Source organism: Novosphingobium sp. FG137 (assembly GCF_057809735.1).
This window is the reverse complement of sequence record NZ_JBMDKN010000001.1, coordinates 376,798-390,320: the sequence shown is the minus strand read 5'-3', so window position 1 is coordinate 390,320 and position 13,523 is coordinate 376,798. Positions and strand designations below refer to the sequence as shown.

Annotated in this window: 8 protein-coding genes and 3 pseudogenes; 7 read left to right on the top strand and 4 right to left on the bottom strand. The window is 54.6% G+C overall.

All coding sequences use genetic code 11. From position 1 onward, the window contains the following. Position 1: 1 nt before the first annotated feature. Together ACODS2_RS01700 and ACODS2_RS01695 are read right to left on the bottom strand one after the other, a co-directional pair. A pseudogene (locus tag ACODS2_RS01700) lies at positions 2-100 on the bottom strand (biotin/lipoyl-containing protein); the annotation flags it as partial. A gap of 903 nt (positions 101-1,003) precedes the next feature. Further along, positions 1,004-2,101, bottom strand: a pseudogene (locus ACODS2_RS01695) (IS3 family transposase). A gap of 122 nt (positions 2,102-2,223) precedes the next feature. Here ACODS2_RS01695 and ACODS2_RS01690 point away from each other — a divergent pair. The 6 genes from ACODS2_RS01690 (at position 2,224) to ACODS2_RS01665 (ending at position 10,027) form a co-directional block, all read left to right on the top strand. Then, positions 2,224-2,880 carry a hypothetical protein gene (locus ACODS2_RS01690; protein ID WP_488997301.1) on the top strand — a complete coding sequence of 219 codons (657 nt, stop codon included), beginning with the start codon at positions 2,224-2,226 and terminating at the stop codon, positions 2,878-2,880. A gap of 33 nt (positions 2,881-2,913) precedes the next feature. Then, complete coding sequence (locus tag ACODS2_RS01685; RefSeq protein ID WP_488997300.1) at positions 2,914-3,525, top strand: hypothetical protein; 612 nt, start codon at positions 2,914-2,916, stop codon at positions 3,523-3,525. 167 nt (positions 3,526-3,692) lie between these two features. After that, positions 3,693-4,406 carry a fimbrial biogenesis chaperone gene (locus ACODS2_RS01680; protein WP_488997299.1) on the top strand — a complete coding sequence of 238 codons (714 nt, stop codon included), beginning with the start codon at positions 3,693-3,695 and terminating at the stop codon, positions 4,404-4,406. An 899-nt stretch (positions 4,407-5,305) separates the two neighbouring features. Beyond that, on the top strand, positions 5,306-7,639 hold the full coding sequence (locus tag ACODS2_RS01675; protein WP_488997298.1) for a fimbria/pilus outer membrane usher protein: 2,334 nt from the start codon (positions 5,306-5,308) through the stop codon (positions 7,637-7,639). Then, positions 7,639-8,532 (top strand): hypothetical protein, encoded by an 894-nt coding sequence (locus ACODS2_RS01670; protein ID WP_488997297.1) that lies wholly within the window; start codon positions 7,639-7,641, stop codon positions 8,530-8,532. The genes ACODS2_RS01675 and ACODS2_RS01670 overlap by 1 nt, the downstream gene beginning before the upstream one ends. 31 nt (positions 8,533-8,563) lie before the next feature. Further along, entirely contained in the window at positions 8,564-10,027 is a 1,464-nt protein-coding gene (locus ACODS2_RS01665) for a hypothetical protein (protein ID WP_488997296.1), read from the top strand. A gap of 571 nt (positions 10,028-10,598) precedes the next feature. On the opposite strand, the pseudogene ACODS2_RS01660 reads toward ACODS2_RS01665, so the two are convergent. Continuing rightward, positions 10,599-11,367 (bottom strand): annotated as a pseudogene (locus ACODS2_RS01660) (helix-turn-helix domain-containing protein); the annotation flags it as partial. Between the two features lie 171 nt (positions 11,368-11,538). On the opposite strand from ACODS2_RS01660, the gene ACODS2_RS01655 reads away from it, so the two are divergent. After that, positions 11,539-12,312, top strand: a complete 774-nt coding sequence (locus ACODS2_RS01655) for a helix-turn-helix domain-containing protein (protein ID WP_488997295.1) — start codon at positions 11,539-11,541, stop codon at positions 12,310-12,312. A 193-nt stretch (positions 12,313-12,505) separates the two neighbouring features. Here the strand turns inward: ACODS2_RS01655 and ACODS2_RS01650 are convergent, their stop codons facing one another. Then, the gene (locus ACODS2_RS01650; RefSeq protein WP_488997294.1) at positions 12,506-13,504 is read right to left on the bottom strand and encodes an IS5 family transposase; all 999 of its coding nucleotides are present in this window, start codon (positions 13,502-13,504) and stop codon (positions 12,506-12,508) included. Positions 13,505-13,523 lie beyond the last annotated feature (19 nt).

Here is a 13,523-nt window from a genome sequence, read left to right as displayed (position 1 = left end):
TACCCGATGAGGTAGCTACGATTGCGGACTCCATCTTCATCGCCTCGATTGACATCAGGCGATCCCCGCCTTGAACGGTATCGCCTAGAAGCGCAGCCACCAAAGGACCATGAAGAGCCTCGAAGTCGATGACAGCCACGAGCCGTCCCCGCGGATCGTTCGCCGCGTTCAGCACCAACTTCTGGGCTGAAAGAGCAATGAAACCCGGCGGACTAACCCTCAGGGCCTCGATCCATTGCAAACGCCGATGAAACTAGTTCGGCAAAGCCAATCACCCGGCTAGGGGCTCTTCGGGACGCCAGGGCTTGTCGCCGGTCCGATCGGTCGGCGCGATTGATCAGATCGCTGAAAGCAGCCAGATCCATAAAAATCAGATTTGAAACCAACGTCCTAGGCCGCAGGTGGCGCAGAGTTGACATGTATGATCTATCGAAATAGCCGAAAAAACTATATTCTCAATGCGATCAGCGGGGCTATCTAATCATAGCCTTCGTAAAATATATAATTTATAGTAATCGTTCCGGTATACGCATCATACAGATTTTCATTGCGCACTTTGAAAGATGAAAATGCCCCTCCTTTCTGTTGGATACTTAGCTGGACGCCTTGGTTGCTTGACTGATCGACACAAGCCCGTGAGAGTGAATCTTAATACTAGAACAAAATCTGCTGCTGTATTGAGCTCTAAATCAATATGTCGATTTTGCGGGGCGAACATCGTCAAAACTCGCGATAAAAAGAATCGCTCGAGTTGGCAGCGCGTCGAAAGCAAAGATAAAGGCCTCACGCCAATCGAGAAGAAGATCATGTCGGATACCTCGGATCTTTGAAATATTACCGGCAATCCGATAAACCTTAGGCGGCTTGGCCAAGTGGGTTAGCGTGTAGCGTCGTGGTTGATTCAAGCTTGCTTTTCGGAAACAGGCTTGAGCAGTGTAGTCTCAGCAAAGCTGATCCGACACCATCCTCTGGACAACCTTGGACTAGAGTTTTCCGGCCACGGTCACGATGACGGGCTGGATGCGCAACCGGAATGCATCAGCTTGATCGGTGGTTTGTTGCCAATGGCACCGTGCGGCCGAACCTCGTTGTCGTACCTGCGCCACTCCTCCAACTTTTCGCGGGCGTCTACAATCGTCAGGAACCAGTGGGCGTTCAAACACTCGGTCCGGAAGCGCCCATTGAACGCCTCGATGTAGGCGTTGTCAGTGAGCTTGTCAGGCGGAGAGAAGTCCAGCGTCACACCCCTCTGATAGGCCCATAGATCCAGATCCCGGCTGATGAACTTGGAGCCCTGGTCGACCCGGATCGTCTTCGGGTAGCCAACCACGGCAAAGGTGGCTTCGAGGGTCTGGACGAGGTCCTCGCCGCGGTCACTGAACCGCGGATCGAACAACGGCGAGAAGTGTGAGAACGTGTCCACGACGGTCAGCACGCGGGTCTTGCGACCCGTTGCCACCTGGTCATGAACGAAGTCCATAGCCCAAACGTCATTCGCGCGGGAGGGCGCGCAGCGATCTTCCCTCAACTTCGCCTTAACCCTGCGCTTGGGCGTCTTTTTGCGGAGCTGGAGGCCAAACTCGTTTAAATCCGGTGCGTTCGCTTCAGGTTGATCTCGCAGCCCTCACGGCGAAGAAGAACATGGACGCGGCGGCAGCCATAGCGGACACGCGTCTCGCAGATCTCACGGATGCGGGCTTCAATGCCGGCCTCCTCGCGGCGACGGGATTTGCAGTGGTACATCGAGGTGTCCAGTTTCAGACCCCGGCCAGCCCGGCGCGACGTGGCCAAGTCACTGCGAACCCCGTTCACCAGTTCGCGTTTACGAGCAGGCCTCACAACTTTCGGCGCAAGACATCCTGCAGCATCACCTTGCCCAATGAGAGTCCGCCACGAACTCGCGCAGATTACCGTTCTCGTCCTTGAGCTGCTTCAACCGGCGAATGTCCGGTGGCAGCATGCCGTCGTATTTCTTCCTCCACTTAAAGTAGGTCGCATGGCTGATCCCAGCCCTGCGGCAGATGTCCGCAACAGGAAAGCCGTCCGAGCCCTGCTTCAACCTAAACGCCTTCTGGGCGTCAGAAAACTTCGATGCCGTCATCGTCCTTAACTCCTCCCAGTAACAGAAATTACGGCGAGAAACAATAACTCAGAGCGATCCAACTCTTCGGGATCAAATCAATCAGAGCAGTTTCTAGAATCGCCCTCCATCGAACGCCATCCTTGGTCAAACCGGCCTATAGTCGTTTCGGCTATCGCCAAACCGTGGAAAGTGAACGATCTTTAACCAGCCGTGCAAACTACGGGCAAAGCGCTTGCGTCAGGAAGATCGGTAGCGATGTGACTAAAATGGCTAAAACAAGTCTCTCTGGCTACCTAATCATGGCCGTTGGGATACTGGTATGTCCAGCGTCGGCTGCTGCGGCCTCTGAGACCTTAGAGTTGCACGTGTATGGCGAAATTTCACCAAGCTGCTCCGTGGCGTCTGCGCAAAACATTCACTTCGAGAATATCGAAGCAGATCAAAATAGTACTTATTATCTTCCATTCAATTGTAACGCACCTTATCGTATAAGTCTCCATTCCGTATTTGGGGGAATGAAAACAGATTCAACTAGTACGAATGGAGATTTTGAGAATATTATACCATATCAAATATCAATGACCGTGGGCTTGGACAACGGGCAAAACCTGTCTATTGCTCAATGTCAATCATTTATGGCGATAAATGAAAGTTCCTGCAGCGCCATTTCTCCCAATGGTCAGACATCGATAAAACAAACGGCAATCATTTCTCTATCAACAAAAAAACCTTTGAAACCACTAATTGCAGGAAAATATACCGATTTAATAAAAATCATTTTTTCAACCGCAATCTGAGACTTCAGATCAACATTCTCAAGAGGGTATTTCATGCGCGCTATGACTTCAATGGGGCTTATCATCGCGTCGACGCTTTACGGCTTGGCTGGCAATGCTTATGCAGCAAGCTCAGCGTCTGCCGATTTGGCTCTTTCCGCCACCGTCCCAAACACGTGCTATATTAAGAACCTCGCGCCGATTTCGACGCCGAGCAATGTGAATGGAACATCGTCAGGTTCGACCACGTCGGCAGCGGTCACCATTAGCTATCAGAACGAACTCGCTGATTCGACCGATGCCCATGCGCTTCAGAAGGTTGTGACCTACAGCCTCGACGCGTTCTGCAACTACGCAAGCCACAACGTTGCGATCAAATCAGTTCAAGGTGGACTAGTCACCGCAAACAACCCCTCAACTGTCGGCGACTTTGATCATCGTATCAACTATTCGGCTAATTTCACGTGGGGTTCGGTTACACCGACTATTACCACCACTGGTAATCTCAACAATGGGAATGCCGAGCCAGCCGTCGATAATCAGGTCGCCGCTCTTCCGACTAACGTGAATTCCACTCTCACGATCACAACTGTGGCAGGCACGCGACCTCTGGTCGCCGGCTCCTACGGTGACACCCTCCGCATCAGCTTGGGCGCGTCTCTCTGATACTTGACCGGCCTGGTGTGCACTAGATGTGCGCTAGCTGCGCCCAGGTCGGTCCCTTTTTTAGACGTCGCCAATAAGCGTTACAAAACGAGCAAATCTTAATGCCGCCCAGACTTGGCCGTAATCGGATTATGAGAACGCTGAGTGCAATTGCATGCCTTAGCGGCGTGCTCGGCCCGCTCACCTCGTATGCTATGGGCGTAACACCAGTTACTCTTGTGCTTGAGAGTTCAGGCCGCCGGGCATCTGGGCAGATCAATGTTAGCAACAATGATCCACGCTCGCTTCCCGTCGAGATTACTGTCGCGCGTCTTGAGATAAACTCTTCGGGGGTAGTCTCACGGACTCCGGCGCCTGACCAATTTGTCATATTCCCGCCGCAAGCGGCCCTCGGACCACGCTCGTCTCAAGTTTTCCGTATCCAGTACGCGGGCAATCAACCGCTCCGTCAAAGCGAAGCATATGAAATATCGGTCGATCAGGTTCCCGTGGGCATCAAGCAGGACGCAGGAGGAGCGCAGGTCGAGATTGTCTACTCGATTGGTACGGTCGTTGTGGTTGCTCCTACAGGGTCCAGCGCGCGAGTATCCATCGCGGAAAGTAACCTACTGGTGGACAGGATTGATGGCGCCCACGCCTCGGTCATGTTTCAGAACGATGGCAATCGTCACGCATTCCTGAGCGAGGGTCGTTTGTCGGTCGTAGCGCGAGACAGCGATGGCAAGGTTGTTTGGCAGCGGAATCTGAATTCAGAACAGATTCGGCAGGAGATCGGTATTGGCTATATTCCACCAAATGGCTCTCGCTTAATAGACTTGCCGTTCCACCTTCCGGAGAAATCAAAGAGCGTTGCAGTTACATTTAAACAAAGCACTCGATGACATTCCATCGCCAAATTCTAGCACGCCTGCTAGGCAGTTCAGCTGGAATATGCCTGCTCTCCACATGGGGGGCGGGCGTTGAAGCGCACCCCGTATACCTAGCAGCCGGAGTTCCTCGTCTGACGGAATTACGGCAAGCCGTGAAGGTCGCTGGTTTGCAGCGACTCCCCCCTGCAATTCGCACGGCAGATCTTATCCAGCAACACAGCAGTGTAGTTGCCAGCACCAATCGAACCGATCAAGGTCTTCAAAGACTACCTCGCCTTGTTTGCAAGGTGGTGAAAGTTAATGGGCGCTCGAAAAGCGTTCAACGTTTGCGCGAGGCGCGAAAGTGGGTTCATCGCCGCCAATCCGCTCACGGGCTTGACGCTCAGGCGAAAGATACCAGGGCTTATGATGCCAGCGCTGTCGCAAATCCACCGCGGCGACGGAAGCAGATCAACAACCGTGTGGCGCTAAGAAGCCTAAAGCGGTCACATTCGCTCGCCTATGTCTGCACATGGACGGCGAAGCGGAGCGTCTGGGGCAAGTCTTTGGCAAATCTCAGCACCAGGAGCAACAAGGCGGTCGCGCATCAAACAACAAAACCCCCGAGATCGGCGCACTCGGTTGATAGGCGTGAGATGGGCGCGCCCAACGGGCTGGCATTGAGCCATGCGCGCCCCACAGGTCGTGGTGGAGCGCAGCAGCGTCTAGCAAGTTCAGCTTCGCGAGCGATAACTGGTCATACCGCAAAGCGATCATCGATTTCAAAGTTGGCGGGAACCGACAAGGTTGCGATCATAAGTGAGGACAACCTTATTCCAACATCATTGCGTTCAGCTGCCGCAGCAGCGGCTTCGCCCGCGCACTCCGTAACGCCCCCAACCCAAAATGGTATGGCTCGTGTCAATCAAACCGTGACGATCAATGTCCCTGTCAAGGAGCATGGTGTTACTATTGGCGAAATTTCATTGACGATCTCAGGGCGTAAGGAATTAAGCGTACCTGCGGCGGAGCTGGTCGCTCTACTCGGCCCCCGAATTAGCAGTTCGGAACGATCGCGCATGCTATCGGTCGCAAACAAGGCTGGCCATGTCCAACTCGAATACGTTAACCAGGGGCCGACCAAGCTAACCTTCGACGACCAGACGATGGAATTGCTTTTGGCCATGGCGGATGCCATCGAGAAGCCAGCTGCACTTTCGGTGGCGCCGCTTTCCCGGCAGATCGGAGAACCACAGCAGGCATCCGACGATCCTTCATTCTATGTCACGTTGCGCGGTGCTGTAGATTATCTGAGGCAAGGCTCACAAGGTCGCTTGGTGCCTCCTGCTGTTGGGGCTCAATTTGCTCTTCGTGCGGGCGGAATCGTCTTAGAAGACGAACACCAGTACCTTCCCGGTCGCGCAGCGCCTCCTTTGTTGAGGATTGGATCGCGCGCAGTCATCGACTTCGCCAAGCAGGACATCCGTGTGGTGGTCGGGGACACGCAGAATCAGCGGTCTGGCTTCCAGCAGACGATCAATATTCTTGGAGTCAATGTTGGTAGATTTTACCGTATTTTTGATCCTTCGCGAAATATATTCCCAAGTACTCTTGATTCTTTTGTTGTAAACAGGGCTTCTAACATTGAAGTAGTAGTAAACGGTACAATCGTCAAGCGCATCGCTTTAAATCCTGGTCGCTACAATTTGGAGGATTTTCCGTTTGTACGTGGCAACAACGATGTGCAGATTCGTTCCGTCGATATGGTCGGCAGAACCGAGCTCGCCCGGTTCAGCCGGTACTTCGATTTAGACCTGTTGCGCCCAGGTCTCGCCGAGTTCGGCGTAACTTCCGGCTTTATTTCCACACCCGGCATCACAGGCCCTGTTTACGATTTCAGGCGCCCCTTCTCGTCCGGTTTCATCCGGAAGGGTATCACGAGCCAATTAACCCTCGGGCTCAACTATCAAATGGACAAGCGTGCGCGGCAGATCGGCACTCAGGCGGTGTTGGCTACGCCTATTGGACTAGTTGGTTTGACAGGGGCGGTGTCGCAGACGCAGCATTTAGGGGTAGGGGGCGCTTTTCGGGTCGATCTGCAGCGTGTAAATCCATTTGCGCATAGCGGCGAGTTCAACACGATCAGCGCCACTGCCGAATATCGCACGCGCAATTTTACCATTCCGAACGGTTATCTATCGGGACCCGACCTACTGACCTGGCGCCTGACATCCAATGCGTCGGTTCGTATAAGCAAAAGCAGCCAGCTGAGTGTCACTCTCGGTGCTGCCCAGTTTCGAGACGCACCGCTCGCGTTGGACCTCGGGGGCAGATACAACTTCAGCCTCACGAATTCAGCCACGCTTGGTGTAGGAGTAAGCTACCGAAGCGGTGGATTGGGGCGCTCGGGCTTGAGCGCCCTTGCCAGTTTTTCAGCGAGGCTTGGCGGGCGTGGATTTGTTTCATCCTCGATTGATACGCGTGAGCGAACTGGATCGATAAGCTATAGCGAAGCCTCACCCCAGATCGTTGGCGCAACAGCAACCCGTTTCGTGGCGGCGTGGAACGACGATATTGGCAGCGTCTCCGGCAACTTGGATCTAATAACGAACCGCGCGGATATTGGTCTAGCACAAGTCCTTGATTTTGATGTCAAAAGCGGCAGTTTTCGTCGTTCACTTACATCTATCCGGGGTGCAACTTCAATTGCATTTGCAGGAGGCGCATTGGCTTTTGGGCGGCCGATTCGCGATGCCTTCGCTATCGTGACGCGGCACGAGACGCTCAAGCAGACCAAGATCAACATCGATCCTCAGTTCGAAGGTGTGCGAGCCCGCACCGACATCTTCGGCAATGCCCTCGTGTCGGACATCGGTTCATACAACGACCGGACGATAGTTATCGACGCACCGGACGCACCATCGGGATATGATCTCGGAAGTGGGACATTCAAGATACGTGCGCCATATAAAGCTGGCTATCGCATTCAGCTCGGCACAGATTATTCTACTAGTGCTGTAGGCGTGCTCAGGGACCGATTGGGCCAACCACTCTCATTGGCGATTGGGTCCGTCAAGTCGCTCGATGAGCCTGATCTTCCGTCGCGCGAGGTATTTACAAACTCGACCGGCCGCCTCGTCGTTGGTTCGCTGCGTCCCGGACGATGGTTGCTGACGTTCGGCGATGATGATGTGCTCGAGTATGAATTGGTCATTCCATTGGGACAAGCCGACGTTTTCAACTTCAATATGTTGGATCCAAAATAATGTTGAAGCTGACAATAGCGGCTTTGTGCCTGCTTTTCTCCGCCGCAAGCTCGGCCCATGCCACATGCGTTGCTGTTGCCGCAGGGGTAGTTCCGTCCATTACCTTCGACCCAATTTCACAGGTCCTTAGTGACAGCAATTTCTCCGTCGAGATCAACACGGCGAGCTGTTCTGATGGACGTAATCCCGGGGGCGAGATCTGGTTTGTCGATGAGGTTGGCACGATTGCCGACCGCGGGCAGCTTGGCGGAGTTTACATCTCGCTGAGTTATCAGGGCCGGAATTTGTTGGCACAGGGCACCGCAATTGATCCGCCAGCAGGAGTTATGATTTCTCAGCAAGACGGAGCGCAGTCGTTCCCCGTCCAGTTGTCTCTAGTCCGGGTAGTCGGCAGTCCGCTCCATTCGGAATCACGCGAATTTTCGCTATACTACCGGTTCGCTGATGACGGCATTCTGAATCGAATCTCCGTTCCGATCTCTCTTAAGCTCGCTCGGAGCTTTGAATTGACGGCAGAGGCAAGCGGATCAGCAACTTTGAATCTCGGAGAGATCCAGCCGGGAAAGACCGCGTCGGTCCTGATTCGAGCGCGGGGTACTGACAAGTTCAGAATCGAGATGCAGTCGGCGGCCGGTCAAGTCCTGCGTCGTGGTGCCGGATGCGGTGTCATTGCCACTCGACCAGACGATCTCGAGTCGATTTCCTACTCCGCGACAATCGGAGGCACGCAAATTTCATCTAGCTCGCCGTATGTCGACGTCTCTCCTCGGGAAGAGGATCTATTCGAAAAAATCATTCCACTAGAAATTAAGATCGATCAAAATTTAGTAATAGAGGAAAAGCGAGCCGGTTCATATTGCGACATTATTAGGCTACATATTGGATCTTTTTAATATTAATTTAAACCTAGCTAAGGTTTTGCTCATGAAAATTCCTTTTTTTAGGCGTCTTGTTGGCACGGCCAAGGCCCAGAGTCCCGATGAACGCAATCTCCTAAAGAAGGACATAAAAAAGGACAGTGATGATATGTCGCGGCTAGGCGAGTTCCAATTAGGCGGCCGTCAAGAGGCGTTTAATGGTTTCTTCGATGACATGTCTCAATTCATTGCGCATTTTGAAACAATTCGCAGAGAGCTCGAAGAAAAACAGCGGCAACTCAATGGCGAGTTCGAAGATCGGGCGCGCGAACGCAATGAGCTGAATGCGACAGCTAAGGCGCTTGAAGCAAGCAGAAACCAAAACGTTGAGCAAGGTAAGCAAATAGCTGCCTTGGCGGATCGTGTTGTAAAGCTCGAGTTGGACCTCGAAGCCAAAAATACAGTTACGGACCGGCTTAGGGACCAATTCAGCGAGAGTGAGATCCTTGTTGACGAGCAGCGCATCACGATCGTCAAATTGAAATCCGAGCTTGAAAACCGACAGGAGTTTGCTGATCGGGTGCTCGAAACCCTGCAGACGGCTCAACGCGAGCGCGACGGATTTGCCAAACAATCTGCCGAGGCGGACGAGCGGATCCGTAGTCTGGAAATCAGCTTGCAGGAAAAGGGCCATGCCCTCCGCTCTGTAGAAAGCGAGCGCGACGCCTTGCGGAAATTTTCTGACGAAGCAAGGCAGCAGACGGCGATGCTGCTTGGCCGAATCTCGCAGCTTGAGCACGACCACGCGCAGCAGGCCAGTTTGGTGGCGGCGCTCGAGGAGCAGGTTCGCGCATTGCAGGCAACGGGAGCACAGTTGGCGCTGGAGTACGAGGAATTCCAGGCAGCGGCTCAGGCTGAAGCTGCGCAGGCGGCCATACGAGTTGATTCCGCGACATCGAAACTGCGCCGACTTGAGCATGAGAATCTCGTGTTGTTGCAGCAGGCGCAGGAGGTAAACGGAGAGCTTCGTGCGCTGAGGCGACGGCATGTCGATGCTGACGTCGAACGGCAGCGCCTGTCCGAGCGTCTCGAAGGGTTTCAGATTGAGAATGAAATGTTGCGCCGTGAACATGGTGCCGCTGAGACGGCACGCTCCGCCGCAGTCGATCGGGCGGATCAGCTCTCTAGCGCGCTTGACAGGCGGCGAGTTGAAATCGAACGAATCCAGACCCGGTGCGCAACACTCGAGCATCGCATGAAGGAGTTGCAGCACTCAGGAGAAATTGCGGCAAAGAGCGCGGCCGACCGCGAAACCAATCTGAAGGATATGGTTGATCGACTTAGAGCCGAGAACGTGGTACTTAGCGGCGCTCTTGATGAATTGCGTAAAGAGCGCCAAAGATTGTCTAATGAGATCAACAGAGGTTGGAAATCACAGCTGGATTCTGATAGTCTGATATCGGACGGGTCGGATGTTTCTTGGAGGAAGGATCAGCTTCCCAGCGACAGGACGCTCAATATCATTTCCTAGCACTCGATCCTTGTTGGCTGGCGGCACTGAATCCCTTCGCTGCACATGGAACCTGGCGATGTGCTCCGGCATCGGTCGGCGCGATGGTTTCCTGCGGTGGCTGTGGCTGGTATACGTGTCTTTGGCGGTGTGGGCCTCCTCCTTCTTCGGCCGTTAGGCCGTAGCTGCCTGGACCCATTAGCCGATGTTATCCTTGCTGACCGGGTCAGGTAGCCGGGCATTATGATGACCATTGGAGTTGCTCGCGTCCCATTCGCGGATAAGTCCGTGGGCCCAGTCGATACCGACTTGATGCTTGTAGCCGAGCATCGAGGATCGAGGTCGACCGGCTTTGCTGCTCTGGGGGCCACTCTGGTCTCGGTTTACACTACGCTCAAGCGCCCACTGCGATCCTCTTGGCGTAGCTTGGCGGGCTTTGCTTTCCGGCAAGCCGGCATCCGACCTCCCCTGATCGCCGCCTTCTTTCCCCAGATATTGCGCTGCTTAGGCGTGGGCACCATGTCGCGTCGATGATCTGCAATCCCTTGGTGATTTAGCCTCGTCCGGTGAACGCCGCATTGAACCGTACGAAGAACTGATCGGCGGCCTTGATCACGACATAGGCCGGGCTGGTGATCAGATTGTGGGCCTTCACCAGTCGGTAAATCGTGGCTTCGGACACGAAGTAGCGCTTCTCGTCGGTGAAGCGCACGGCCAGCTCGCGCGGTGACAGCTCACTGTAATCCAGCGCCATCTCGACGATCTGGTCCTGGATGTCGTCGTTGATGCGGAGCCATACCCGGCTCGACGCTGATCGCCGATCTTCCAGCGCTTCCGGTCCGCCTTCTAGGAAGCGATCATACCAGCGGTAGAAGGTCTGGCGGGCGATGCAGAGCTGGTCCAGCGTTTGCTTGGCGGGCAGGTGCGACTGCTCGAAGATCCGGACGATTCCGAGCTTTTCGGATGCGGGATACCTCATTCGTCGTCGCCCCCATCCGCGATAATGCTTTTTTCAGCAGGCGGTTTTCCAGCGTCAGACCGGCGACGCATTTCTTCAGGGCGCGAGACTCCCGGCACAGGTCCTGCTCCTCCTCGGTAGTCGCGGCTTGGGCGGTATCACCGGCCAAGCGACGCTTGCCGGCTTCCATGAACTCCTTCGACCAGATGTAATACAGGCTCTGGGCGACGCCTTCCTTGCGGCACAGCTCGGCGATGCTGCCATCGTCTCGCAGACCTTCCAGCACGATGCGGATCTTGTCTTCCGCCGAGAAATGCCACCGCGTCTGTCGACGGATGTCCTTCACCACCTGCTCCGCAGGGGCCTTCGATGGCGATTTTGAACAGGGGGATTTGGGCTTCATCTTCGTTCCTTCGTCACAACGACGAAGCCCAAATCCTCCTTAAATCACAACCTCAAATCTGTGCCATCGGCGCCGACGGCGGAAATTCAAATAAACCATTGATCTATTTTTTGATTCTCGCTTTCCTGCGATGCGGGCGGAACGAGTTAGTTCTGCAGTAGGTTTCCACATATGCCTTGCGATCCCAACCTCCGCAACACCGGCGCATTGGAGCGGATCGGCCATTCACCCAGCGCGTCATCGCTGGACCAAGATTCTACCTTACTTTGGCAGCCTCCGGAATTGTCACAGATCGGTATTCGAGTGGTTGGTTTGCCAGACAGGTATTATGAAGCGAGGCTAGCTATTTTAAAGCGGTGGTTTCCTCACGCATCAACGCATGTGTTCGACGATTGTGATACTCAGGTACTCTCACAAGCGAATCGCTCACTTGACGTGCTAGTGATCCATGGTCGCGAAATTGAGCGTATTGGTCATATACTGCGCGAGTGGAAAAGCATACTCCCGAGCAAGTTGATTATCGCAGTCATCGAAACGGACAGTCCCCAGAAGCGTTGTAAACTATTCGACAACGGAGCTGACATGGTATTAGGAATTGATACTCCTGATGTTGTTATACCTGTTTGGCTGGGATCAATTCTTGGGCGGACTGCGCATAACAAGACCGTCGCAGTTAAACCTGATTTAGGGAAGGCAGCTTTTAACAGGCCATACTTAACATCAGTCGAGCGGACCCTGCTCAAGACTCTCCTCAGCAGCGAGGATGTCCCCGTACGATATTCGCAAATCCTTTCAGCTATTGGAAAGTGCGAGAATGACGATGGGCTGCGCTCGCTCAGGATAGCGATCTGGAGGCTACGCAAGAAGATTGGAGATAGTATCAAGATCCAGTCAGTGCGTGGGCTCGGCTATGGAGCGAGCTGGAGACCCACAAAAACCGGGTAGTTCCATGCGGATTGTTTTGTGGAGGACGGCCCCCAATGTTGCCCCACTATGATGGGCGCGCCGTAAGTCCGTTCCCGGCGGCATTTCGTGTGGTTTGCCGGACGGTAGGCAGAGTTATCTCACGCTTTCGCGGCGTTTCTGTAAGACCAGCCGATTGAAGTTATAGGCCAGATCGCAAAGGGTGAGTTTCGTTTCACCCCGGGCCAGGCCGATGGCGCGGATGAAGAGCCCGAATCGGTTCTTCTGATGCGGAGACATGTTCGACATGGGCCCTGATCGAGGACTTTGCGGCGTTGATCCTGGCGATCGCTCCCAGCATGGGCTTGCCCTTGGGTATGCGCCTGTGAACTCGGGATGTGAGCATCCGTTCCAACAGCCACTTTTCGTTACGCTTTGAGCGATAGCCGTTGTCGGCCCAAACGTCGGAGCCGGTGTTGTCGGTGCTCACGACGTGGCGAAGGAGCCATCCATCGGCGGCCGAGGCAAAAGTCACCGCCATCTCCCGGAGGAAGCCATAACGCCGGTCAATGCTGATATGCGATTTATAGCCGAAGACCGGCAGGGCAATCATAGGTAGCGACGTGCGATCCTCGCGATCGCGGACCTTCCCACCGACTTTGAGCGCCCAGCGCGCATCCGTGTCCTTCTGGGCGGCCTTGTTCGGCTCGTTTGGCCAGATTTCCTTCGCGCTCATGTCCGACTTGATCGCCTGGCGCTCGCCCTCGGTCTTACGCTGCTTGGGCGCTGGCACCAGCAAGGCATCGACGATCCCCCCGGACATCGGGATGTAGCCCTTCTTCTGGAGTTGCCAGTCAAAGGCCTTCATCACTCGCTTGAGCGTTCCGACCTCTGTCAGGCGGTTGCGGAAATGCCGGATCGTACTCTCGTCCGGCGTCCGGTCTCCCACGGACAGTCCCTGGAAGCGCAGCCAACTCAGGTGATCCCGGATCATGAAATCCATCCGCGAATCTGGAAGGTTGTGCTGCGCCTGCAGGATCAGCGCCTTGAACATCATCTTCGGATCGAACGGCGGTCGCCCGCCCGTGGCACCGTCGCCGTAGCCGAGCCACTCCACCAGCCAAGCGCGGAAATACTCGAAGTTCACAGTCTGCTGCAGAACTTCGAGCGGATCGCCGTCCTTGCTCAAGGTATCAAGATGGTCGCGCAAGCTTAACAGGGACTTGGGATCCACCACAGACCTCCATGATCGC